16 protein-coding genes are annotated in these 25,025 nt (G+C 63.0%); 3 read left to right on the top strand and 13 right to left on the bottom strand.

The features are described from left to right. Positions 1-38: 38 nt before the first annotated feature. From CAF73_RS12020 to CAF73_RS12030, 3 genes are all read right to left on the bottom strand, one after another. Positions 39-6,419, bottom strand: coding sequence for an Ig-like domain-containing protein (locus CAF73_RS12020; protein WP_085702801.1), 6,381 nt, complete (start codon positions 6,417-6,419; stop codon positions 39-41). 55 nt (positions 6,420-6,474) lie between these two features. Then, positions 6,475-7,320, bottom strand: a complete 846-nt coding sequence (locus CAF73_RS12025) for a sulfotransferase (protein WP_085702802.1) — start codon at positions 7,318-7,320, stop codon at positions 6,475-6,477. 137 nt (positions 7,321-7,457) lie between these two features. Next, positions 7,458-9,053 carry a glycosyltransferase family 39 protein gene (locus CAF73_RS12030; protein ID WP_085702803.1) on the bottom strand — a complete coding sequence of 532 codons (1,596 nt, stop codon included), beginning with the start codon at positions 9,051-9,053 and terminating at the stop codon, positions 7,458-7,460. A 240-nt stretch (positions 9,054-9,293) separates the two neighbouring features. Here CAF73_RS12030 and CAF73_RS12035 point away from each other — a divergent pair, with 240 nt between their 5' ends. Together CAF73_RS12035 and CAF73_RS12040 are read left to right on the top strand one after the other, a co-directional pair. Then, on the top strand, positions 9,294-9,881 hold the full coding sequence (locus CAF73_RS12035) for a phage tail protein (protein WP_085702804.1): 588 nt from the start codon (positions 9,294-9,296) through the stop codon (positions 9,879-9,881). 57 nt (positions 9,882-9,938) lie between these two features. Next, entirely contained in the window at positions 9,939-10,250 is a 312-nt protein-coding gene (locus tag CAF73_RS12040; RefSeq protein ID WP_085702805.1) for a hypothetical protein, read from the top strand. Between the two features lie 9 nt (positions 10,251-10,259). On the opposite strand, the gene CAF73_RS12045 is transcribed toward CAF73_RS12040, so the two are convergent. From CAF73_RS12045 to CAF73_RS12060, 4 genes are read right to left on the bottom strand one after another with little or no spacing between them, the layout of a single operon-like run. After that, positions 10,260-10,748 (bottom strand): GNAT family N-acetyltransferase, encoded by a 489-nt coding sequence (locus tag CAF73_RS12045; protein WP_371918966.1) that lies wholly within the window; start codon positions 10,746-10,748, stop codon positions 10,260-10,262. An 11-nt stretch (positions 10,749-10,759) separates the two neighbouring features. Continuing rightward, on the bottom strand, positions 10,760-12,856 hold the full coding sequence (locus CAF73_RS12050; RefSeq protein ID WP_085702807.1) for an efflux RND transporter periplasmic adaptor subunit: 2,097 nt from the start codon (positions 12,854-12,856) through the stop codon (positions 10,760-10,762). Next, positions 12,857-14,176, bottom strand: coding sequence for an efflux RND transporter periplasmic adaptor subunit (locus CAF73_RS12055; protein ID WP_085697930.1), 1,320 nt, complete (start codon positions 14,174-14,176; stop codon positions 12,857-12,859). Further along, positions 14,173-14,952 (bottom strand): efflux RND transporter periplasmic adaptor subunit, encoded by a 780-nt coding sequence (locus tag CAF73_RS12060; RefSeq protein WP_085702808.1) that lies wholly within the window; start codon positions 14,950-14,952, stop codon positions 14,173-14,175. The genes CAF73_RS12055 and CAF73_RS12060 overlap by 4 nt, the downstream gene beginning before the upstream one ends. 475 nt (positions 14,953-15,427) lie before the next feature. Here CAF73_RS12060 and CAF73_RS12070 point away from each other — a divergent pair, with 475 nt between their 5' ends. Continuing rightward, on the top strand, positions 15,428-16,117 hold the full coding sequence (locus CAF73_RS12070; protein WP_085684355.1) for an NYN domain-containing protein: 690 nt from the start codon (positions 15,428-15,430) through the stop codon (positions 16,115-16,117). Here CAF73_RS12070 and CAF73_RS12075 read toward each other — a convergent pair. The 6 genes from CAF73_RS12075 to CAF73_RS12100 all read right to left on the bottom strand — a co-directional run bounded on the left by CAF73_RS12075 (position 16,098) and on the right by CAF73_RS12100 (position 25,016). Beyond that, positions 16,098-17,558 (bottom strand): efflux transporter outer membrane subunit, encoded by a 1,461-nt coding sequence (locus CAF73_RS12075; RefSeq protein ID WP_085702810.1) that lies wholly within the window; start codon positions 17,556-17,558, stop codon positions 16,098-16,100. The genes CAF73_RS12070 and CAF73_RS12075 overlap by 20 nt on opposite strands. After that, entirely contained in the window at positions 17,555-18,625 is a 1,071-nt protein-coding gene (locus tag CAF73_RS12080; RefSeq protein ID WP_085702811.1) for an HlyD family secretion protein, read from the bottom strand. The genes CAF73_RS12075 and CAF73_RS12080 overlap by 4 nt, the downstream gene beginning before the upstream one ends. 18 nt (positions 18,626-18,643) lie before the next feature. Then, positions 18,644-20,185, bottom strand: coding sequence for an MFS transporter (locus CAF73_RS12085; protein WP_085702812.1), 1,542 nt, complete (start codon positions 20,183-20,185; stop codon positions 18,644-18,646). A 102-nt stretch (positions 20,186-20,287) separates the two neighbouring features. Then, a complete protein-coding gene (locus CAF73_RS12090; RefSeq protein WP_085697925.1) occupies positions 20,288-21,205 on the bottom strand; it encodes a LysR family transcriptional regulator in 918 nt (305 codons plus the stop codon). 297 nt (positions 21,206-21,502) lie between these two features. Next, complete coding sequence (locus CAF73_RS12095) at positions 21,503-22,870, bottom strand: HlyD family type I secretion periplasmic adaptor subunit (protein WP_085697924.1); 1,368 nt, start codon at positions 22,868-22,870, stop codon at positions 21,503-21,505. Further along, the gene (locus CAF73_RS12100; protein ID WP_039773034.1) at positions 22,860-25,016 is read right to left on the bottom strand and encodes a type I secretion system permease/ATPase; all 2,157 of its coding nucleotides are present in this window, start codon (positions 25,014-25,016) and stop codon (positions 22,860-22,862) included. The genes CAF73_RS12095 and CAF73_RS12100 overlap by 11 nt, the downstream gene beginning before the upstream one ends. Positions 25,017-25,025 lie beyond the last annotated feature (9 nt).

Here is a 25,025-nt window from a genome sequence, read left to right on the forward strand (position 1 = left end):
CCCCTAGGTCCCGCACATATGTGAATTGTTGTGTGTTGTCAGGCCGGCATTTCGCTGATGCCGACCTGTTGCAGCGCCGCTGCCAGGTTGTCGACCCGGTGCTGCTCGCTGTCCTTGATCTGTTGCAGTTGCTGGCCCAGGGTCGGCGCGCCGAACACGCCGCGCAGGCCCTGGGAAATATCGCCGCCCTTGATCGACTGGCTGCCGAAGGCGTTCAGCGAATCGCGCTCGGCGCTGCTGTCCTGATTGAACAGGCTCGACAGCGTGCTGCTGCCGAACACCCCGCCATCGCCGCCGCCGAACCCGAGGAAGCCATGGCCGGAACCGTCACCGCCGTTGTCACTGCTGGTGAAGACCTGGGCAATGAAGCTCGGGCTCAGCGCACCGCGGTTGATGAAAATATCCCCCAGCGGACGGATGCCGTTGCCGATCACCCGTTGCTCGAACAACGGCGCGAAAGTCAGCGGTGAACCGAGGTCGCCGGTGGGCGGCGTGAAAACGATCGGTTGCAGCGGAACGTTCGGCGGTGGCGGCGGCACGACCGGATCGCTGCTGCGGAACTCCGGATCCGGCGTCACCACGATCAGCGCAGAAGTGGGTGTCACAGGAGGCACCGTGTTGATCACGTAATTGCCGGAACTGCTGACGCCACTGCCGCTGTTGCCGGAAAGGTCGCTGACCCCCGCCGTGTTGAGGCTGATCGCGTTATTGGTGCTGTTGACGTTGGCGTTTGGCGTCAGGGTCGCGGTCCAGGTCTTGCCGCCGTCGCTGCTGCTCAGGTTGGACAAGGTGCCGTTGGCCACGCTGAGGTCCGACAGGTCGAAACCGCTCACCGCTTCGTTGAAGGTGATGGTCACTTGCGAGGTCTGGCCGACGCCCAGGTTTGGATTGGCGATCACCACCGTGGCGGTCGGCCGTTCGCTGTCGAGGGCGTAGTTGTTCGATACCGCCACCGTGCTGCCGGCGTTGCCTGCAAGGTCGGTGACATTGCTGGTGTCCAGCGCGATGAAGTTGCTCGGGTCAGTGACATTCGCGGTCGGCGTGAAGGTCGCGGTCCAGGTCTTGCCGCCGTCGCTGCTGCTCAGATTGCTCAGATCCCCGTTGGTCACGCTCAGGTCGGACAGGTCGAAATTGCTCACTGCCTCGCTGAAGGTGAAGGTCACCGTGGTGGTCTGGCCGATGCCCAAATGTGGGTTGGCGACCACAATGCTCACCGTCGGCCGGGTGGCGTCGAGGATGTAGTTGTTGGAGATGGCGATGCTCGCGCCGAGGTTGCCGGCCAGGTCCTGGACGCCGCCGGTGTCGATCAGGATCAGGTTGGTCGGGTCGTTGACGTTGGCTGTCGGCGTGAAGGTCGCGGTCCAGGTCACGCCGCCGTCGCTGCTGGCCAGGTTCGACAACGAACCGTTGGCGACACTGATGTCGCCCAGATCGAACCCGATCACCGCTTCGCTGAAGGTGATGGTAACGGTGGTGGTTTCACCGATACCGAGGCGGTTGTCGGCAACCACAATGGTGGCGGTTGGCAGCGCGGTGTCGATGGCAAAGTTGTTGGAGTCCGTGCTGCCGATACCGCTGTTGCCTGAGACGTTGGTCACGCCGGCATTGTTCAGGCTGATCAGGTTGGTGGCGTCAGTGACATTGGCCGTCGGGGTGAATGTCGCGGTCCAGGTGATACCGCCGTCGCTGCTGCTGACGTTGCTCAATGTGCCGTTGGCGATGGTCAGGTCGCTGTTGTCGAAGCCGCTCACCGCTTCGTTGAAGGTGATGGTCACCAGCGAGGTTTCCCCGGCCTTGAGCGAAGTGTCGGCCACGACGATGGTGGCGGTCGGCACCTGGGTCTGCACCTGATAGTTGGCCGAACTGGTGGTGCCGGTGCCGGTGTTGCCGGCCAGGTCGGCGATGCCGGTATTGTTCAGGACAATCAGGTTGGTGAGATCGGTGACTCCGATGTTCGGCGTGAAGGTGGCCGTCCAGGTGATACCGCCGTCGCTTGACGAAACATTGCTCAGGGTGCCGTTGGCGACACTCAGATCGGCGTTGTCGAAACCGGTCACGGCCTCGCTGAAGGTGATGGTCACCAGCGCTGTTTCACCGGGGCGCAAATCGCTGTCGCTCATCACAATCGTGGCTGTCGGGCGCTGACTGTCGACCGCGTAGTTGTTGGAGTCGGTCGTGCCGCTGCCGGCGTTGCCCGCCAGGTCGGTGATGCCGGTGTTGTCCAGGGTGATCAGGTTGGTGGTGTCGGTGATCCCCGCCGCTGGCGTGAAGGTCGCCGTCCAGGTGATACCGCCGTCACTGCTGCTGACTGCACTCAATGTACCGTTGGCGATGGTCAGGTCCGCGTTGGTGAAACCGGTCACCGCTTCGCTGAAGGTGATGGTCACCAGCGAGGTCTGGCCGACGCCAAGTGCGGTATCGGCAACCACGATGGTTGCGGTCGGGCGCTGGGTATCGATGGCGTAGTTGTTGGAATTCGTGGTGCCGACACCGGCGTTGCCGGACAGGTTCTGGACACCGCTGTTGTCCAGGGTGATCACATTGGTGGCGTCGGTGATGTTGCTGGTCGGCGTGAAGGTCGCGGTCCAGGTAATGCCGCCGTCGCTGCTGCTGACCGCACTCAACGTGCCGTTGGCGATCGTCAGGTCGGCGTTGGTGAAACCGGTCACCGCTTCGCTGAAGGTGATGGTCACCAGCGACGTTTCGCCGATCTTCAGACTGGAGTCGGACACGATGATGGTCGCGGTCGGCACCAGGGTATCGATGGTGTAGTTGTTGGAATTGGTCGTGCCACTGCCGGCATTGCCGGCCAGATCGGCGATGCCGGTATTGGCCAGCGTGATCACGTTGGTCGCGTCGTTGACGCCCAGGTTCGGCGTGAAGGTCGCCGTCCAGGTGATGCCGCCGTCGCTGCTGCTCACCGCCGTCAGCGTGCCGTTGGCAATCGTCAGGTCGGCGTTGGTGAAACCGCTGACCGCTTCGCTGAAGGTGATGGTCACCAGCGAGGTTTCGCCGGCAGTGAGGTTACTGTCGGCGACCACGATGGTCGCGGTTGGCCGCACCGTATCAATCGCATAATTGTTGGAATCGGTGGTGCCGCTGCCGGCGTTGCCCGCCAGGTCGGCAACGCCGGTGTTGTCCAGGGTGATCAGGTTGGTGGTGTCGTTGATACTGGCGCTCGGCGTGAACGTGGCCGTCCAGGTGATGCCGCCGTCGCTGCTGCTGACCGCACTCAACGTGCCGTTGGCGACAGTCAGGTCGGCGTTGGTGAAACCGCTGACCGCTTCGCTGAAGGTGATGGTCACCAGCGAGGTTTCACCGATCCGCAGGTTGTTGTCGGCCACCACGATGGTCGCGGTCGGGCGCACGGTATCGATGGCGTAGTTGTTGGAGTCGGTGGTCCCGCTGCCGGTGTTGCCGTTCAGGTCTGCAATGCCGGTATTGTTCAGCGTGATCAGGTTGGTTGCGTCGGTGATGCTGGCGGTCGGCGTGAACGTCGCCGTCCAGGTGATGCCGCCATCGCTGCTGCTGACCGCCGTCAATGTGCCGTTGGCAATGGTCAGGTCGGCGTTGGTGAAACCGGTCACCGCTTCGCTGAAAGTGATGGTCACCAGCGAGGTTTCGCCGATCCGCAGGCTGCTGTCGGCCACCACGATGGTTGCGGTCGGGCGCGCAGTGTCGATGGCGTAGTTGTTGGAGTTGGTAGTGCCGCTGCCGGCGTTGCCGGCCAGATCGACGACCCCGGTGTTGTCCAGGGTGATCAGGTTGGTGGTGTCGGTGATGTTGGTGGTCGGCGTGAGCGTGGCGGTCCAGGTGATGCCGCCATCGCTGCTGCTCAGGCCGGTCAGCGTACCGTTGGCCACCGTCAGGTCGGCGGTGGTGAAACCGCTGACCGCTTCACTGAAGGTGATGGTCACCTGCGAGGTTTCGCCCGCCGCCAGATTGCTGTCGGCGACGACAATGGTCGCGGTCGGGCGCGCCGTATCGATCACGTAGTTGGTCGAGTCGGTGGTGCCGCTGCCGGCGTTGCCGGCCAGATCGGCAATACCGGTGTTATCCAGAGTGATGACGTTGGTGGTGTCGGTGATACTGGCGCTCGGCGTGAACGTCGCCGTCCAGGTGATGCCGCCGTCGCTGCTGCTCACGGCGCTCAGCGTACCGTTGGCGATGGTCAGGTCGGCGTTGGTGAAACCGGTCACCGCTTCGCTGAAGGTAAAAGTCACCGTCGAGGTATCGCCGATCTTCAACGCCGTATCGGACATCGCGATGGTCACGGTCGGCCGTACGGTATCGATCGCATAGTTGGTGGAGTTGGTTGTGCCGACGCCCGCCACGCCGTCGCTGATTGCGGTCACTCCGGTGTTGTCGAGGGTGATCAGGTTGGTGGCATCGGTGATGTTGTTGGTCGGGGTGAAGGTCGCCGTCCAGGTAATGCCGCCGTCGCTGCTGCTGACCGCACTCAACGTGCCGTTGGCGATCGTCAGGTCGGCGTTGGTGAAACCGGTGACCGCCCGACTGAAAGTGATGGTCACCAGCGAGGTTTCGCCGATTTTCAGCGCTGTGTCCGACATGACGATGGTCGCAGTCGGCGGTTCCACATAAGCGGTGTTGAGGGTGCCGCCATTGTTGTAGATCGCCGCAAAAGCCAACGGCACCGAGCCCGTGACGCCGCCCCCCAGCTCCAGGCCACCGGAGCCGCTGCCCGCCGCGTTGCCGCTGATGGCACTGAAGTTGGAGGCGGTAATCAGTACCGTGCCGCCCTGGTTCCAGATCGCACCGACCCCGCGTCCGCCGTCGCCGCCGTTCTGGTTGTTGCTGCCCTGGCCACTGCCACCACCGCCACCGCCGCCCGCACCGATGTTATTGCTGATGACCGACGTGCCGACGATTTTCAGGGTCCCGGTAGAAGCGTTGTAAATGCCGCCGGCGGCGTTACCGCCCGCGCCGCCGACCTTGTCCCAGCCCGAGCCGCCACCGCCGCCACCGATGGATATCGTGCCGTTGCTGGCCGTGCCGCCGTTGCCGCCGTTGCTGTAATACGACACGCCGACACCGCCGGCACCACCGGTGGTGGAACCACCGCGCCCGCCCATGTGCGTTGCGTCATAGCCGCCGCCGTAGCCACCGACGCCACCGCTGCCGGCCTGGCCGCCCAGCGTACCGATGCCCGGACCGGCCGTACCGCCATGGCCGCCACCCTGGCCGCCAAGACCACCGCCACCGCCGCCACCGCCGCCGTAGTTGGCGCCGGTGACACCCCCGCCACCGCCACCACCCGCAGCTGCGTTACCGGTAACCGAAACATTGTTCAGCGTGAGAATGCCGGCGTTGAAGATCCCGCCGCCCATGGCGCCGGTGGCGCTATTGCCACCATTACCGCCGTTGCCGGACACCAGGCCCCGAGTGATGACCAGCCCATCCAGCGTCACCGTGCTGCCGGAGGTGATTTCCACTACCCGCGTCCGGTATTGGCCATCGAGCGTGATGTCGGCAACCCCGTCGTTGTTCAGGTCGCCATCGACGGTGATGTTCTTGTTGATCAGCAATTCGGACGTGAGCTGCACCGTCATGCCGGAGCTGAAGGTCACGATGTCGCCGTTCTGCGCCGACGCAATAGCCGCGCGCAGCGAGCCGACCCCGGTGTTGCCATTGTTGGTGGCGGTCCAGGTGGCGAGGCCCCACTGGTATTCGCTCATCGCTTTGGTCGACAGCACGTTGGCACTTTCGATAGAGCCGGTGGCGATCTCCAGGTCCCAGTCGCCGCCCACGCCGGTGCGGTTGCTGGAGGCGGCCACGTCGCGCCCGGTCAGTTGCGCCAGCGAGTCGACGAAACTCAGCCCACGGTCACCCTCGGCGGTGTAGCAGCCGTAGATCAGGATATCGCCGCCCACGTTCATGTCCTTGCCGATCTCCCCCAGGATCGCGCTGCGCTGGGCGACGTTGTCGGCCGACAGATAACTGTTGCCCAGCCACAGGTCGCCGGCATTGCCGTGGGCAATGATCTGCACCGAGCTCACGCCATGATGCTGATCGAGATAATCGGCGATCTGCTGCAAGCCATCCTTGCCCGCATCGAGCTTGACCACTTGCGTGCCGGGCGCCACGCCCTTGAGCAGGCTGTCGGCATCCTTGACCCGGGAATCGACGAACACCACGCTCTGCCCCGGCACAGCGACCGGGCTGGCAGCAGGCGTGGCATCGGCCTGGCCGTGGGTGTCCTTGCTGGCGCTCGGGTGGTCGGCGGCCGGTGCTTTCGCGGCATCGGCGGTGGCATGGCTGTCAGCCTGGGCGGCGGTGTCGGCCACGGTGGCCGCAACGGCGCCGTCGAACAGCATGCGCGGTTCCAGCGACATGATCATGGGCGCCGCCAGCGTCCGTTGGCCTTCGGTAACCCGCGACTTTTGCTTGCTCCACCACATGTTGCTCACCCGGACTCGAACACAGTTGTTGATGCATCAATGAAAAACGCCGCGATCAGCTGATCGCGGCGTCGGACTTCATACGAATCACATTGGCAGCGCTGGCCGAGCCATCGAGCCAAAAGGACAGATCGGCGTATTGCTTGAACAGGTCCGGCGGCAGAATCGTGCGCCGCGACTGCAAGGCGACCTTGGGTTTGACCTTGTGCAGGCCGGCCACGCCCAGGGCCTGGTCGAACTCCGGCGCGTCATAGGCCAGATGCTCGAAATCGTGCTCGAACCAGGGTTCGCCGATGAAGTCGTAGACCAACCGCAGTACGCGCTCCGGGGCCTGGGTCAGCAGGTCGTAATCGACGATCAGCAGCGAATCGGCGTGCTCGCCGTAATAGGCTTCCTTGAGCGCTGCCCAGGCAAAACCCACCAGACGGTTGCGCTGAGCCAGGGTTTCGCAGCGGCTGTAGACGGTGTTGCGCTCGACCGCATCGCCGAACAGCTTGGTGTTTTCGAAAGGATTGGCGCGGTACAGCCGCTCCAGGCTGTCCATCACCCAGGCGACGTTGCGCACACAGGCGATGACCTTGGCTTTGGGAAACAGATCATTGATCGCCGGCAGGCGCGAGCTCCACTGGCGGTTGGTGTCGAAGACCACCGGTTTGTCGGCCTTGTCGGCGTAATAGGAATCGAACAGGCCGCGCAACAGGCGGCGGCGCATGTCGGTGTCGATCACCGCGCCGAATTCGCTGCCGGCGCTGCATTGTTCAAGGACACCGGAAAACAGTGCGCCGACCGGGCTGGTCATGCCGGCATGGAAGCGCGGATTCTGCAGAAGGATCGCAGAAAGGAGGGTCGAACCTGAGCGCGGCAAGCCGGAGATAAAGTGGAACTGCTGCAATCCCTTCACCTTATTTGTAAGTCCTTTTGTCTGACGAGCGTAATCCAACAATACCCTTTCGACTACTAGTGTTTTGATATCAAAACAGAGCAAAACAGACTTAAAAATTCATTTTTTATCGCGAATAAAATGGTGAAGCGTTTAAGTCAGTTTTCTTCCGGTCCATTGGGCAGAGGTAACGAAAAAAGTCGCGCTTTCGCGCCACCCGCCTGGACCTGATCCCGCAACTGCCAGGTCGCAGGCAAGGGCAGGAATGGATCCGGCATCTCCGCATCCAGGTCACCGATCAACCAGACCCGGGCACTGCCCTGTGGCAATTCGCTCAGTCGATCCAGGTAAACGCCATCGGATACCAGCGTGCCGAAACCGTAGTGGTTCGGACGCGTGGAGCGGCCCTCGGCGGTGGGCGGCGTAAACAGCCGGACTTGAGCGTCAGTGCGGTTGTAATAGACGTAACTGAGGTACCAGAGCATGTCGCTGATGACGATCCGGTCGCCGCTGGCGAAGTGGCGATTGACGTAATCGACCATGACGTCGAACTGGTCGTTGCGGTCGACCGTGGCGTTGGCGTTCACCCCGATCATCTCGACCCCGACCAGCGACAGCAGCACCGCGACCGCCAGCACGCGCACGCTGGTGTAGAGGCGGTCGATGGCCAGCGCTGCCAGCATCGGCAGCCCCAGCGCGTAGGCGGTCAGATAACGCTCGACGAACACCGGCGTGACGAAAGACACGGCGAACACCAGCAACAACGGCACGCCGGTGTAGAGCGCCAGCAGGACGCTGCCATGGCTCACGCTGCGATCCCGGGCGACGGCGACAGCCGCCAGCACCAGCAAGGCCAGCGGCATACCGCCGAACAGCAACAACGGAAGCTGCTCGCCCTCATCCTGGATCAGCCAGAGCCAGATCATCGACGGCAGCGAAGACAGGGTCACCGGATCTTCCCAGCCCACATCGCCGCCAGCCTTGAGGGCGTCCATGTGTTGCAGCAGTTCAAGCAGGTTCGGCAGCCACGGCAGGTAGAGCACGACGATGGCCAGATTGGCCAGCCACCAGTCCTTGCGCTGGAGATGCTTCAGGCGAAAACCCGGCAACAGCCGGATCAGCCCCAGATACAGCCAATGGCTCAGCGCCGCGAGCACGGCGAAATAATGGGTGTACAACGCAGCGGTCATCAACAGCGCGTAGATCAGCAGATAGCGGTGACGCTGCGGGCGCCGGATCCATTTGACCAGCACCAGCGTCGCGCCGACCAGCAGCAAGCCAAGCAACGCGTACATGCGCACTTCCTGGCTGTAGCGCACCGCCGTCGGCAGCAGCGCCAGCAATACCCCGGCGATGATCGCGGCGCGGCGGGTAGCCAGCCGGTCGACCAGACTCACACCGAGCCCGACCGTGGCGATGCCGGCCAGTGCACTGAAACTGCGAATGGCCAGAATGCCGTCGCCGAACATCCCGATCCAGCCGTGCAACAGCATGAAGTACAGCGGCGGATGCACGTCGAACGCGGCGTGCGTCCAGATCCCGTCCAGCGAATAGCGCGCCAGCAGCAGGCTCGAACCTTCATCGCCCCAGATCGCGGCAGCCGTCAGGTCATAAAAACGCACCACGGTTGCCAGCAGCAGGATCGGTATCAACCAGTGCTGGCGCGCCCAGCGCAACAGTCGTCGGACACCGGCATTTGGTGCGGCGAACGGATCCTGGGTATCCCCCAGCGGCGTCTCGCGAAGGAACTCCATCAACCTCCCCTCAGCGTTTTTGCGAACACAATTGCGTCATCAACTGCGAACACTTTAGGCCAGCGCCGAAGTCGATGCGCGGATACGACGACGTCCGGCAAGTCCGTCGATCCGGGTCTACGCTAGGGCTTGGCGTGACCTGCCCGCGCAAAAGGAAGGAGTCAGCAAAACGTTTCTACCGGCCCGACAACAAGGGCGAACGCGCGGCGCGCCGACCACACAACAGAAGGATGAGGAACCATGGAAGTCTTTATGGGTACGATTCAACCGTTCGCCTTCAACTTTGCCCCCAGTGGCTGGGCCTTGTGCAACGGGCAAATCCTGAGCATCTCGCAATACCAGGCGCTGTTCGCCTTGCTGGGCACTTACTACGGCGGCAATGGCACGACCAACTTTCAACTGCCCAACCTGCAAGGTCGCGTGCCTGTCGCACAAGGCAATGGCCTGGGTCTGACACCGCGCGTCATCGGTCAGGTGTACGGCACCGAAAACGTCACTGCCACCATCGCCAACATGCCCAACCACACTCATGCCATGACCGGCCTCACCGCCAACACGGCCTTGTCGCTGGCCGTACCTGCCAGCAATCCGGCGACCGTGCCGACCGCCACCAACTCGTACCTCGGCGCGTCCGGCGGCGGTCCGGGCTCGGCGAACATTTACTCTGACGCCCAAGGCGCCACGCCGGTGCCACTCAAGGGTGTGACCACCACCGTCACCGGTGACATTTCCTCCACCGGCGGCAGTCAGCCACTGCCGATCCTGAACCCGGCCCTGGTCCTCAACTTCAGCGTTGCCCTCAACGGCCTGTTCCCGTCGCGCAACTGAGCAAACGCCGGGGGCTTCACAGCCCCCGGCCGTTCTTTTTTTCACTGGAGTCAGACCATGCTGCAAACGGTTCAGATTCAACACGTCCAGCCGTTGCTCGGACAGCAACGCACGCTGCACCTGCCCGATGGCACGGCATTGCCGATTCAGATCGAGCACCTTGATGAGGTTCCGGCGGCAAAAACCCGCTACAGCGAACGGATGCCCTTCTGCCTCGAATTCAACAGCCTGGTGCCGACCGAATTCGTCGACGGTTTATGCACGCTGGAACTGCCGGAGCTCGGCCGGGTGGAGGATATTTTCGTGTCGCGGGTGCCGGCGATGGGGCGGGATCCGCAGTTGGGTTATTTCTGCATTTCCTTCAACTGAAACCCCGACTCACTGCGGGTACCACACCAACCGCTCTGCCGCCGGATTGCGCTCTTCCACGGCAAACCCCAGCGCCAGGTAATGCTGGCGCGCATGGGGGTTGTTGGCCCAGACCACCGTCGCCACCGGGCAGCGCACTTGCTGCGCGGCTTTTTGCACGCCTTGCAGCACGGTTCGTCCGTAACCCTTGCCCCGGGCCTGGGGAATGAAGGCGAGGTACAACACGCGAATTTCATTGACGCCGAAATCGGTGCTGAGTGCACCGATGGCGGTGCCGAGTTTTTCTACGATGTAGTGCATGGCGTCGGGATGGTTTTCACCCATGCCCTGCTCCTGCACCTGAAACTGCTGGGCAACGATTTGCTGTACCTGTTCCTGCTCGCCGTCGATCCATTGCAGATCCGGCCGCGCCGACTGATACAGGCTTTGCAGAAACGGCCCGTCAGTCGCCCGCGAAGGCCGCACCACCAATCCGTCCGCCGCCAGGTTGTCCGTCATCTTCATGCTCCCTAGAAACCGCTTTCCCTGACCCCCAACGCCGCCATTCGGCGCCAGGCCACACCGAGCACCGATTCGCCGCTGCCCTGCAACACCACCACGCCGCGCAGCGGCTGCACCGGGGTCGGTGCCTGATCCAGCGTAGTCAAACGCACGCCGTATTGCGCCTGCACCGGTTCCGCCCGTTGCTGCTGATCGCGGCGCACGGCAATCGGTCCGTGGTGATCGGAGGTCAGCGCCTCCTGATCGACATAAGCCACACCGTTGGTGTCGATTTCATTGAGTTGCACCGCGATGGCGGCATGCATCGGGTCGTCGGCGATAAACCGCCCGGTGGCCCCGGGCTTGACCCGCCAAAGTTCGGCCTCGGCCAGATAACCGCGCAGTCGCGTGCCGTCCTCGACCACCCGCGCCAGCGCATCCTTGCTCGACAGCCAGCGGCCCGGCGTCAGATTCGGCAGCAGGTCACGCACGGTGCCGGCATGGGGCGCACGCAACAGCAGACGTTCGCGTTGGGCGGTCAGGCCGCGATACTCCGCCACCGCTTCGGCGAGACGCTGCTCGACGATGCCGGCATCGGCAGCGGTTTCACTGCGGCCGGCCTGCCGACGCATCAGCAATTGCTGGATGCGGATTTCCCGGCGGACGATGGCCTGCCGCGAATCGAGGTCCGGCGATTCCAGTTCGATCAGCACGTCGCCCTGAGCAACGGTCTGACCATCCGCGACCTTCACGGCTTTGACCCGCGCCGCTGTCGGCGCGTGCAAGGCACTGGCGCGACCGCCCTCGAGCATCGTCGGCAACTCGACCGAGCTGCGCCACGGCACGACCAGCACCAGCAACAAACCGAGTACCGCCAGGCTGCTGAGCAGCACGCGGGGGCCGTGAGCCTGTTCGCGGCGGCTCCACCACTGGCGCCACTCACTCATGATCGGCAGAAAGATGAACCACACCAGTTCCACCAGCATCAGGAAGATCCCCAACACCTTGAAGAACAGGTGATAGACCGCCAGCGCGATCCCGAAAAACAACGCCGCACGCCATAACCACGAGCCATACCCCCAGATCAGCAAACGCCGCTGCATCGTCGGCGACCAAGGCTCCGGCGCCGGTGCGCCATAGCCGAACAGAAATTCCCGCAGCCGCCAGCGACACAGGGCAAAGGCCCGGCCCTGGAGGTTGTCGACTTCCCACAAGTCGCTGAGCAAAAAGTAACCATCGAAGCGCATGAACGGGTTGAGATTGACCACCAGCGTGGTGATCCACGTCGCGCTGGCGAGCATGAACGCCGCCGTGCGACCGGGCCCGTCCGGCAGGAACGACCAGACCAGCAGCGCAAGGCTCGCCAGCAGCAATTCCGCCAGCACGCCACCGGCACCGATCAGCAGTCGCGCGCGTCGGTCATTGACCCGCCAGGCATCGCTGACATCGGTGTAGAACATCGGCAGCAGGACCATGAATGCCACGCCCATGCTCTGCACCCGACACCCGGCGCGCTTGGCCATGAACGCATGACCGAACTCGTGACACAGCTTGGCGAAAAACAGCGCGACGCCGAACGCGATCGCGCCACCGAGGCTGAACAGGTGCGGAAAAGTGCCGACGAACCGCTGCCAGTCCCGCGACACCAGAAACACCCCGAGCGCCAGCGTCGCCGGCAGACCATAACGCAACATCTTCGGACCGAAGCGCTCCAGCCACGGCCAGGCACGGTTGAGAAAAGCGTCCGGGCGCCACAGTGGAATGCGGAAGAACAGATATTGATGCAGCAGGATTTTCCACAGGCTCTGGCGTTGCACGAGGGCCTTGAGCCGATAGCTGGCGCGCTGCTGTTCGTCGAGTGCGCTGATCAGGTCATGTCCGCGCAGGAACTCCAGCAGTTGCGCCAGCTCGCTGGCGTCGAGAGGCAGCCCCGGTTCACGGTTGGCGGCGCGCAGCACTTGTTCGGGATCGCCCAGCGACCAGTGGCGCAACAGGCGCATCGCCGCCGCACCAAGTTTGAAGTAGCGCCCGCGCACAGGGTCGGCCAGGGTCCAGCGCGGCGAACCGTCCAGTGCCGGCGCCGCGGGCGACAATTGCAGGTCGGCACGCAGGCTCGGCAGAGTCATTTACAGGCCCACGCTCTGGCGCAGCCCGGCGAGCGGACGCCGCAGCAGGTACAGGGCCAGCGGCGCGCGGTCGCCGAATATTTTGGCGGTGCCGCGCAGGCCGATACGCGGCGGGGCGTCGGCAAAACCGGCGTCCAGCCGATAGGCCAATTGGCCGCCGGCGGTGGGCTGCGCCTCGTAGGCCGAACGTTCGAGGGTGGCGAGGTGGCGCTGCAACGGGTCGCTGTCGAGAAACAGCGCGACTTCGGCGCCCGGCTCCAGCGAGATCGCATCGCCCACGGCCAGCTCGATACGCAGTTCGGCCTGGCTCGGGTCGGCGATCTCCATCAGCCGTTCGCCGGTCTGCACCGGTTTGCCGGTCCAGCGCTCGGCATCGGCGAACACCGCAATGCCATCGCGCTCGGCGCGCACTTCGCTGCGGTTGAGCAGTTCGCGGGCGTAGTCGCGTTCGGCGCGTTTTTGTTCGACGCGGGCGGCCAGCAGATCGACCCGGGAGCTGGATTCGGCATCAACAAAGGAGCGCTGGGAATTGGCTTTGAGCTCCGCTTCGGCAACCCCGAGCGCACGCTCGGCGACATCGGCCTGGGCCTTCAGCGTCGTGCTTTCAAAACGTAGCAACAGGTCGCCGGTTTTCACGCTCTGGTTGGGTTTGACCAGAAATTCGGCGATCACCCCGTCCAGCGGCGCGGCGACAACGCGCCCGCCCTGAGGTACCACTTCGGCGGGTGCCAGCACCGACTGGCGCACCGGGATCAACAGCCCGAGCAACAACACGGCAACCAGCGCCACCTGGCGTTTGCGGGTCCAGCGCAGCCGCCACGGCTTGCGCGGTTGCAACGCCAGCCAGGCATGACTGTAGGTGTCGCCCAGCTGCGACAGCAGCACTTGTTCAGAAGGATTCCACGGCAGATCACGGGCCAGCCACAAACCGCCAAACACCTGACCCTGTCGGTCGATCAGCGGCAGCCAGAACACTTGCATGGCCGACAGACTGCGCCAGTCGGCCTGAATCGATTCGCCGACCATTTCCGGCGGGATCACCCGCGCCTGTTTCAGCACATCCTGCTTGAACAGTTGTGCCACGGCCTGCTCGACGAACGCCACGAACGGCGCATTCGGCTCCACTGCGCTGACCCCGGTCACCGCCCGCACCTTGCCGGCGATCAGCAGCGCCGCATGGCGAAAACCGAACAGCGACTGGCCGTCATTGACCAGGCTGTAGGCCAGTTGCGAAATGTCATGGGCGGCGCGGGTCTGCCGTTCAAGATCGAGAAACCGCGCGAACACCTGCTCGGCGGCGCCGCTCACCGGGGCGTTCACTTAAGCTCCGGGAAGCGCGCGGTGCCGCTCATGCCGGCAAGCAAGCCTTTGGCTTCGGGGAGTGTTGCGACCAGCAACAGGGTCTGACTGCCTTCGTCGATCCGCGCACCGAGGCGTTTGACCGTGGCGTCGATCGGCTGACCGGTTTCGTCGGGCACGAAGCTGAACGACTGACCGGGCTTGAGCCTGGCCATCCAGCGCGACGGCACCAGCAGATGGATTTCCAGGGTGCGGTTGTCGACCACATCGAGCAGCGGCGCCCCGGCCGGCACGCTTTCATAACGCTTTACCTTGCGCTCGACCACTTGCCCATCGAAGGGCGCGACCACGCTGCAGCGTTTGACCTGGACTTGATAAACCTGAGATTGCGCCTGAGTTTCGCTGACCTTGGCTTCGGCCCGGGCCACTTCGAAACGCCCGACGGAATTGAGCGCCGCCAGTTGCCGGTTGTGCGCCAACTCTTCACTGGCGCCACGGCTGGCGGCCTGCGCAGCATTCAACTGAGCCTGATAGGCCGAACAGTCGAAACGCGCCAGAGTATCGCCCTTCTTGAACGACTCGCCCTCGCTGAACGGCAACTCGACAATCCGCCCCGACAACTCGCTGGCCAGGGTCGCCTGATCCCTCGCTCGCAACACACCGCGCGCTTCACTGCTGGCCGACGCATTCGCGGCCCCGCCGTTATCCAGCAGCGGATCGTCTGGCGCGGGCGTTTGAGCCTGAACTGCACACGTAACAAAGGACAACCCGACAACCCAACCACGAAAACGCCGCATAACCGTTACTCCCTGACGGATGCTCGGAGTCTACGACAGCGGCAATTAGCGTCAAGCGAAAGGCCATCACACCTTGGAAATGTAATGTTTCACAAATAGCCGATTTTTCGTTTTTACGGTTGAGTTGTTGCAGAGGCGTAGGCTGATTGCTTCTTCCTACAAATGCTTAGGAAATAACCTCCACTCCAAAAGAAAAATCATGACAAACAGCAGGCTTTGCCTCCGAGCGGGCAACAATTGCTCATACAGAAGCTTTGGAAAACCTTGACCCCTGACGAGACGAGACAACAAATCTGATGAGCCGGCGCTGAAGATAAAACAGCTGGGTGAGGGAATGATAAAACGACGGTTGACCTGCATGACGCACTCAATCTAGGATTGCCTTACTCAACCCCGTACGTAGCGATTCAGTTCGCTGGCAGTTGGGGTGAAGAAACCGGCTTAGGCCGGTTTTTTCGTTTCTGAGGATCGATTTGTGCGAACTGCTTTCTTTGTAGATGGCTACAACATGTTCTATGGGCTTCTGGCAGGTACACCCTACAAGTGGCTCAATCTCAGAGGCTTGTTGATTCATGTGGCCCACATAGAAAATCCAAAAAGCTCCGTCATCTCGATCGACTATTTCACCTCCCCCATCAAACCTGAACTGGCAACTCGCGGCCGCGTTTCCAAGGAAGCCCAGGACACCTACATCAGGGCCTTGAGATCAACCAATGTCTCAGTGCACTTTGGCCGCCATCACCTTGAGCCGGCCAAGGCTCCCAGGTTTATCGATAGAAACACTGGCGCTTCACGCCAGGACAAAGTCGACATCTGGAAGCTCGAAGAAAAGGAAACTGACGTTCACATCGCAATCAGCATGTATCGCACAGCATGTCGTCAGTCGCTGCTCGATCCCGATGAGCGTCTCGACCAGATAGTGCTGGTCTCCAGCGACACCGACATGACCCCCGCGTTACGAGCTATACGCTCAGACTTTCCCGGAGTAGTAGTGGGTGTCGTACTTCCCCATAGAGCCGGGCTCAATCGCCCCTCTCCTGGCTCGATGAAAGATCACTCGCATTGGATACGACGTGTCATCACCGCTGAAGAATTGCTGATGCACCAATTTCCCCACCGAGTCCCCACTCATAAGAAGCCAGCGATCAAACCGGATTACTGGTAGCGAGAACTCCCACCGGATACACCGACTCCCATCCCCCACCCAACGCCCGGTACAGGCCGACCATCGCCAGTGAAACGCCGGTGGAGCTTTCCACCCATTGTTCCTGGGTGGCGAGCAGTGCGCCTTGCACGGTGAGGACGTTGACGAAGTCGACCACGCCTTCGACGTATTGCTGTTGCGCGGTGCGCAGGGCGATCTGGTTCTGGCGCACGGCTTCGGCGAGGCTGTCGCGCCGGCGCTGGCTGGCGTTGTACGCGGTCAATTGGTCGTCAATTTCGTGCCAGGCACGCAGGACGGTCTGTTGATAACCGATCGCCGCTTCCTGCTGCTGGGCCTCACGCAGTTGCAGCACGCCGCGCAAGCGGCCGCCGTCGAACAGCGGCAGGCTGAATTGCGGGCCGATGCCGAAGGCGCGTGAGCCCCAGGAACCGAAGTCGCTGAGTTGCATGGCCTGCGAACCGAGATTGCCGGACAGGGTGATGCGCGGATAGAAATCGCCCTTGGCCACGCCGATATTGGCGGTGGCGGCGTGCAACCGGGCTTCGGCCTGGCGGATGTCCGGGCGGCGCTCGGCCAGTTGCGACGGCAAGCCGATGGCGACAGTCAGTGGCGACTGTGGCACTGGGGCATCTGTGGATAACGCTTTGGACAGAGCCTGCGGCGGTTCACCCATCAACAGACTGATGGCGTTGATCAGTTGCGCCTGACGTTGCTCCAGTGCCGGCAGCCGCGATTCGATGGCCGCCACTTGTGCGGCCGCTTCGGCGACGTCGAGATCGGTGGCCACGCCGTCGTTGAGGCGCAGTTGCGAGAGTTTCAGGCTGTGCCGCGCCACATCGAGATTCTGCTCGGTGACCGCGCGGGTGTTTTGCACGCCGCGCAACTGGATGTAGTTCTGCGCGGTGTCCGCGAGTACCGCCAGCAGCACGCCGCGACGGTCGTTTTCCGCGACCTCGAGGTTGGCATCGGCGGCTTCGGTTTCCCGGCGCACACGGCCCCAGAAATCCAGTTCCCAAGAGGCGGAGAATCCGGCATCCCACAGGTTGAACGCAGAATCGCCATTGTGCCCGGACGGATCGTTCAGGCCTTCGCCGCTGTTGCGTTTGCGAGCGTAGCTGCCGGTGGCGGCAGTCGTTGGATAACGATCGGCGGTGATCACCTGACGGGCCGCGCGGCTTTGTTGCAGGCGGCTGCTGGCCAGTTGCAGGTCAAGGTTGCTGCGCAAGGCGCGCTGGGTCAGGGCCGACAGTTGCGCGTCGTGAAAGACTTCCCACCAGCGCTCGTTCAACGGTTCGCTGACAGTCTTGCTGACGGCGGTTTTTGACGGTTTTGCCCACTCGGCAATCCGCATGGCTTCGGGCTTCTGAAAATCCGGGCCGACGGTGCAGGCCGCCAACGCCGAGAGACTCAGGACCACGGTCATGGACTGAAGGTGCTTCATCGCTGCGTCACCTCACACATCGACGTCGCCGGGCTTTTGGTATCAATGCTCGCTTCCACCGACATCCCCACCCGCAAGCGTTCGGCCAGCGGCTGGCCAGGCTCCAGCAGGATTTTCACCGGAATCCGCTGCACGACTTTGGTGAAGTTGCCGGTGGCGTTGTCCGGTTTGACCGCCGCGAAGGTCACGCCGGTGGCCGGAGCGATGCTCTCGACGCGGCCGGTGAGGGCTTCGCCGCCGAGGCTGTCGACCCGCACGACAACGTCCTGCCCCGGCTGCACATCAGTCAGTTGAGTTTCCTGGAAGTTGGCGACCACATAGGCCTGCTTCAGCGGCACCACCGCCAGCAACTTGCTGCCCGGCGTCACATAGGCGCCGACCCGCACCGCGCGCTCGCCGATCATGCCGTCCTGAGGCGCGGTGATGCGCGTGTATGACAGCTCGAAACTGGCGATTTCCAGCGCGGCCTGAGCGTGTTTCAAACTGCCTTCGGCGGCATCGCGCTGCGCCGTCAGAATCTCGACCTGCTTACGTTCCGCCGCCAGTTTCGCCGTGGCCGTGTCCAGACGCGCAGAAGCCTGATCGATCCGGGTGCGCGCCTGTTGCGCGTTCTGCACGGTGCCGGCACCGACGCCGGCGAGGTGGTTGTAGCGGTTCAATTCCTGCTGGGCGAAAGCCATTTCAGCCTTGGCCGACACCACCGACGCCTGCGCCTGAGCGATCACCGAGGTCTGGCGCTCCAGCGTGGCCTTGGCGTTCTGCAGTTGAGCGCGAGCCACCAGGGTTTGCGCATCGGCGGCCTCTGCAGCGGCGCGCAGGTCGCGGTCATCGATCAGCGCCAGCAACTGGCCGGCCTTGACCTGTTGGTTGTCTTCCACCAGCACTTCTTTGATGAACCCCGCCACACGCGGCACCACCAGAGTGAAGTCGGCGGAGACAAAGGCATCATTGGTGTTCTGTTGAGTGCGCTTGCCGAACAGACCGGGCATCGCCAGATACACCAGCACACCGACCGCCAGCGCAGCGGCCACAGCCACCGCGAGTTTTTGCTTTGCTTGAGTCGTCATAAGAACCTTCTATTTCAGTCAGGTCGGCGCGCGCGGCGGGAAGATCCGCGTCGGCAGCCAGAAAATCAGCAGGATCAGCGCCACCGCGACGCCAGCCATGCACAGGTAAAGATCCGAAGACGTCAGCACCACCGCCTGTTCATGCAGGCGATGAGCGAGGCCGGGGTCATTGCTGGCGGCCAGCGGCGAATTGCCGAGGCGATCGACCAGCATCGTCGAGTGAAAATGCAGGCGCGAAGTGGTCAGCGCCTCGATCACGCCGGTGGCGACCACCGCCGCCAGGCCTTTCACGGTGTTGAACCACGCCGAAGCGAACGGCCCGTCCTGCGGCTGGATGCTGCCGGTCGACAGCATCAGCAATGGCAGCACCGCCATCGGCTGGCCGAAAATCTGCAGCCATTGCAGGATGTAAAAATCGTCGCGAATCCACACCGAAGTCAGCTGCGAGCCGCCCAGGCAGGAGAGCGTCAACATGCTCAAACCGATGCCGAGCACCCAGCGGCAATCGACCCAACGCAGGTTGCACAGCGCCGCCACCAGCGGCAGCGCGATCAGTTGCGGCAACGCCGCCAGCAGCATGATCGGCGCGGTCTGCACCGGCCGGTAACCCTGCACCTGCGCCAGATAACTCGATGGAATCAGCACCACCGCCAACAGCACCACCAGCACGCCGGCCAGCGTCATCAGCGCGAACGACAGGTTGCGAATGCCGAGCATCTGCAACTTGAAAAACGGAATCGGCTGCGACCATTCATTGATCAGAAACGCCACCAGCAACAGCGAACCGGCGCCGAGCAAAGCGCAGATCAGGTTCGACTCGAACCAGTCCAGACGATTGCCCTGCAACAGGCCGATCACCAGCATGCAGATCGCCGGAAAGCCCAGCAGCAGGCCTTTCCAGTTGAACGACTTGAGCCGCTCCAGGCGCAGTGGATCCTGTGGAATGCCCCAGGCAACCATCGCCATGGCAATCAGGCACGGCACGATGATTTGCCAGAAAGTCCACTGCCAGCCGACGTATTCAGTCCACAACCCCGCCAGCGGCGTACCAAGGCCTGGGCCGAAGGTGGCGGTCAGGGCATAACCGGCCAGACCGTAAAGCTTGATGTTGGCCGGCAAAAACCGCAGCGCAACGGTCATCAACATTGGCGGCAACGCGCCGCCAGCCAGGCCTTGCAGGATGCGCATCAGCAGCAGGCTTTCGTAGTTCGGGGCGAACGGGCAAAGCACCCCGAGCAGGGTGAACACGCCAATGGCGCACAGGGTGAAGCGACGCAGGGAAAAGGTCACCGAGCACCACGGCGCGAACGCCATGGCCGCCACCGACATCGCGGTGTAGCCGGCGACCAGCCAGGTGCCTTCGTCGTAGCCGATGCTCAGGGCGCCGCGAATGTCGGCCAGGGCGACCTTGGTCACCATCTCGTTGAGACCCGACACCAGCACCGCCAGCAGCACGCCGACCAGACCAATGATGATCCGCGCCCCGAACACCAGTGGCGCGGCGGCCATCGGAGCGGCAGCGGCAGCGGCAATCGGCGCCGTAACCGTCAGGGATGTCATGCAGGCAAACTCCGGAGGGAAAAATACCGGAGCATGGTAGTAGGGCTTAGTGCTGACGAAAATTGACTTCTCGGCAGTTTATAAGTGCATCAGACGCAACTCTCAGGGCTGCGCCGCCAGCCAGGTTTCATCGCAGCAGGTCTTGAGGGTTTCGCGCAGCCAGCGATGGGCCGGATCCTTGTCGAAACGCGGGTGCCAGGCCTGGGTCAGCATCAGCGTCGGCAGCGGGATCGGCAGATCGAATGAGCGCAGCTTCAAACCCAGCCGTCGCACGCTGAGCAGCGCTTCCTTGGGCACCGGCAGGATCAGGTCGGAATCCGGCAGCGCGAACATTGCCGCGTGGAAACTCGGCGCGATCACTGCGACTCGCCGCTCCAGGCCCAGGGCATTCAACGCGGTGTCGATAGGCCCCCGGGCAATGCCCCGGCGGGACATGCTGATGTGGGAAAACCCGGCGTACCGCTCGGCGGTGATCTCGCCATCCAGCAGCGGATGGTCCTCGCGCACCAGCCCGACGAAGTGGGTGGAAAACAGGTTCTGTATTTTGACTTCCGGGGTCACCGGGCGGGTGTTGCTCACGCTCAGGTCGATCCGCCCTTCGCGCAAGGCTTCATCGTCGCCGTCACCTTCGGGAACGAAGCGCAATTCGCAGTGCGGCGCCAATTGATCGAGGGTGTCGAACAGTTTGCCGCCGTACACGCCGACGAAAAAATCGTTGGCGCGTATGCTGAAGCGCCGGCGCAACGTGCCCAGTTCAACGGCATCCGCCGAGCGAAACAGCAGCGCCGCCTGCTCGACCACATCGCGCACCTGCTCGCGCAACTCCAGAGCCTTGGGCGTAGGCACCAAACCGCGTCCGGCACGCACCAGAACCGGATCGCCAATGGCTTCGCGAATCCGCGTCAGCGTACGGCTCATGGCCGCCGGGCTGAGGTTCATCCGCCGTGCGGCACCGACCACGCTGCCTTCGTCGAGCAAGGCGTCGAGGGCGACCAACAGGTTCATGTCCGGGAGTTGCATGCTGAGCACTCATGACCGATCAGGATTGATTCGCACGCAATGCTAGCAGATCAGAAAATCAGCGCTGCACGCCCCAGTGTCGTGCGGCGCGCCGATTGGTCGGCAGGTACGCCGAGGATGACTTTATAGCTATAAGAAGCGGAATTTAAATACCGCTAACAAATAACCATATGGCGATTGCTTAGGAATGGACCGGATGGTGAGTGACCATTTTTGTCACTTACTGACAGGTATGTGGTGTTCAACCTGACGCATCGCTGGCAAGCCAGCGATGAAGCCTGAAGGGCGAATGAAAATCTAGCGTTCGTGCAACGCCTCGGCCCGCGCCCGGATGATCGGCTTGAGCAAATAGCTCAGCACCGTCTTCTTGCCGGTGATGATGTCCACCGACGCCACCATCCCCGGGATGATCAGCAACGGCTTCTCGTCAGTGCCGAGATGGCTGCGCTCGGTGCGCAGCTTGATGACGTAGTAGGTGGTTTTCTTGTCTTCATCGGTGATGGTGTCGGCGCCGATCTGCTCCAGCCTGGCCTTCAAACCGCCGTAGATGGTGTAGTCATACGCGGTGAATTTCACCGTGGCTTCCTGGCCCGGATGCAGGAACGCGATGTCCTGCGGGCGGATCTTCGCTTCGACCAGCAGGGTGTCGTCCAGCGGTACGATTTCCAGCAGGTCGCTGCCCGGCTGGATCACGCCGCCGATGGTGTTGACCAGCATCTTGTTGACGATACCCCGCACCGGTGAAGTAACGAGCGTACGGCTGACCCGGTCTTCCAGCGCCTTGCCGGTGGCCTGGGCCTTGTTCAGGTCGGTGCGCGCTTCGTTGAGCTGGGTCAGGGCTTCGCTGCGGAATTTGCCACGGGTCTCGTCGATCTTGCGCTGCACTTCCTTGATCGCCGATTCGGCGCGCGGGATCGCCAGCGTGGTGGCGTCGAGCTGACCACGGGTTTCCACTTCGGCACGCTTGAGTCGCAGCACTTCCACCGGCGACACCGCGCCCTGGGCCACCAGCGGCTCGGACATGTTGATTTCCTGACGTTGCAGACCCAGTTGCTGGCGATATTGCGCCTGCTTCGAGGTGAATTCGCGCAGCTCTTGCTGGCGCTGGATCAACTGCTCCTGCAAACCACCGACCTCGTCGTGCAATTGCTGACGACGGCTGATGTACAGCGACTCTTCACTCTTCGCCTGACCCGGCACGGCTTTGAGCACGTCCTCGGGGAAATTCAGCGGGCGGTCATCGACCTCGGCGCTCAGGCGCTCGACCCGCAGCAGCATCGACAAGCGATCCGCTTCGGTTTCGCCGACGTTGGACACGAATCGCGTGTCATCAAGCCGCACCAGTGGCGCGCCGGCCTCGACGATCTGGCCTTCCTTGACGAACAGCTCGGAGACGATCCCGCCCTCGAGGTTCTGGATTTTCTGGATCTTCGACGAGGGAATCGCCTTGCCGTCGCCCTTGGTCACTTCGTCGATGACGGCAAAGTTGGCCCACAGCATCAGGAACACGAAGAAACCGATGATCGCCCAGATCGTCAGGCGCACCACACGCGGCGCGTCCTCGATCAAAGCCTTGTTGACCTCTGGCAGCGGCTGCCCCTGCAGCGATGCCGAGCCCTTGAAGTAGCGGCGGATCGAATCCTTGAAACCCGACTTAAGCAACACTGATCTGCCCCTTCTTCAACGCTTCCATGACGGCCGCTTTCGGGCCGTCGGCGAGAATCTGTCCACGGTCGACCACCAACAGGCGATCAACCAGCGACAGCAGCGATGCCCGGTGCGTCACCAGCACCACGGTCTTGTTTTCCACCACCGCCGCGAGGCGTTGCTTGAGGCGCTCTTCGCCGGTGTTGTCCATGGCGCTGGTCGGTTCGTCGAGCAAGAGAATCGGCGGATTGAGCAACAGCGCCCGGGCCAGCGCGACGTTCTGGCGCTGACCGCCGGACAGGTTCTGCCCGCGCTCGCCGACCTGCAGTTCATAGCCCTGCGGGTGCAGGCGGGCGAATTCGTGGACGCCGGCCAGTTCGGCCGCTTGCAGGACCAACTCATCCTCGACGTAACGGGCGCCGGAAATCAGGTTGTCGCGCAGGGTGCCGGCCAGCAGCTGGATGTCCTGCGGCACATAGCCGATGTTGTAGCGCAGCTCGCTGACGTCGATCTGGCGGATGTCCACGCCGTCCACCAGTAACGCGCCGTCGTCCGGCTGGTACAGGCCGACCAGCAGTTTCGCCAGTGAGCTTTTGCCGGAACCGCTGCGGCCGATGATGCCGATCTTCTCGCCGGGACGGATCACCAGGTTGATGTTCTTCAGCGCCGGGTTCTGTTGCTCCGGGTAGGTGAAGCTGAGCTGGCGGCATTCGATCGCACCTTGCAGGACCTTGCGGCTCAGCGGGCGCTCTTCGAAGTTACGCTCCTGCGGCAGCTCCATCATCTGATCGACCGAAGTCATGGTCACCCGAGCCTGCTGGTAGCGGGTCAGCAGACCGGACAGCGACGCCAGCGGGCTGAGGGCGCGGCCACTGAGCATGTAGCAGGCGATCAGACCGCCCATGCTCAGGTTGCCGGCGATGATCTGGTACACGCCGAAGACGATCATGATCACCCCGGCCAGTTGCTGGATCAGCAGGGTGATGTTCATCGCCAGGCCGGAAAGCATTTTCACCCGCAGCTCGAGGCGGCTGAGGGTGCCGATGGTCTGCTCCCACTGGTATTGGCGTTCGCTTTCGGCGTTGTTGACCTTCACCGCGTCGAGGCCAGCGAGGGTTTCGATCAGGCTCGACTGACGCTCGGCACCCAGCGCCATGGTGCGTTCCATGGTTGCCACCAGCGGCTTCTGCAAGGCGTAGCCGATCAGCAGCGCAATCGGGAAGGCCAGTACCGGAATCCACACCAGATGCCCGCCGAGAATGGCGATGACGATGAAGATCAGAATGGTGAACGGCAAATCGATCAGGCTGGTCAGGGTCAGCGAGGCGAGGAAATCGCGCAGGCTCTGAAACTCGTGGATGTTCTGGGCAAAGCTGCCGACCCGCGCCGGGCGGTATTTCATGGCCATGCCGACGATGCGTTCGAACAGCGTGGCGGAGATGATCAGGTCGGTTTTCTTGCCGGCCAGATCCAGGCACAGGCTGCGCAGGCTCTTGAGGATCAGGTCGAACAGATAGGCGCCGGTGATGCCCAGCGCGAGCACCCACAGGGTCGCTTCGGCCTGGTTCGGCACTACGCGGTCGTAGACGTTCATCACGAACAGCGGCGCGGCCATGGCGATGATGTTGATCAGGAAACTGGCGGCGATGGCGTCGGCGTACAGCCAGCGCGAACGCTTGAGGGTGTCGCGAAACCAAGAGCGCGCACGCGGGATCAGCGTGCCGTGGTTGACGTCGAATTTGTGCTGGGGCTGGGCGAAAAACACTTTGCCGGTGTAGTCGTCGGCCAGCAGTTCGCGGCTGACCAGGGACTCGCCGCCGTCGCTTTCGCTGAGCAGCACCCGTGCTTCGTTCTCGCCCTGCCAGCCGAGCAGGACGGCGCTGCGGCCATCCTTGAGCAGCAACAGCGCCGGCATGGCAATCGCCGGAATCTCTTCCAGCTTGCGTTGCAGCACCCGCCCCTGCAGCCCGGCGCGCGCCGCCGCACGGGGCAGCAGCTCGACACTCAGGCGTTGCTTGGGTAGCGGCAGGCCGGTGGTCAGCATGGCCGCGCTGGCGGGTTTCTGGTGCAGCATGCAAAGAGCGAGCAGACCATCCAGTAACGGATCGTCGTGCAACGCGCGTGGATCATGACTGAGATGAACTCGACTGACTTCTGATTCCACGCTCGACAC

This window comes from Pseudomonas sp. B15(2017) (assembly GCF_002113215.1).
Taxonomy (GTDB): domain Bacteria; phylum Pseudomonadota; class Gammaproteobacteria; order Pseudomonadales; family Pseudomonadaceae; genus Aquipseudomonas.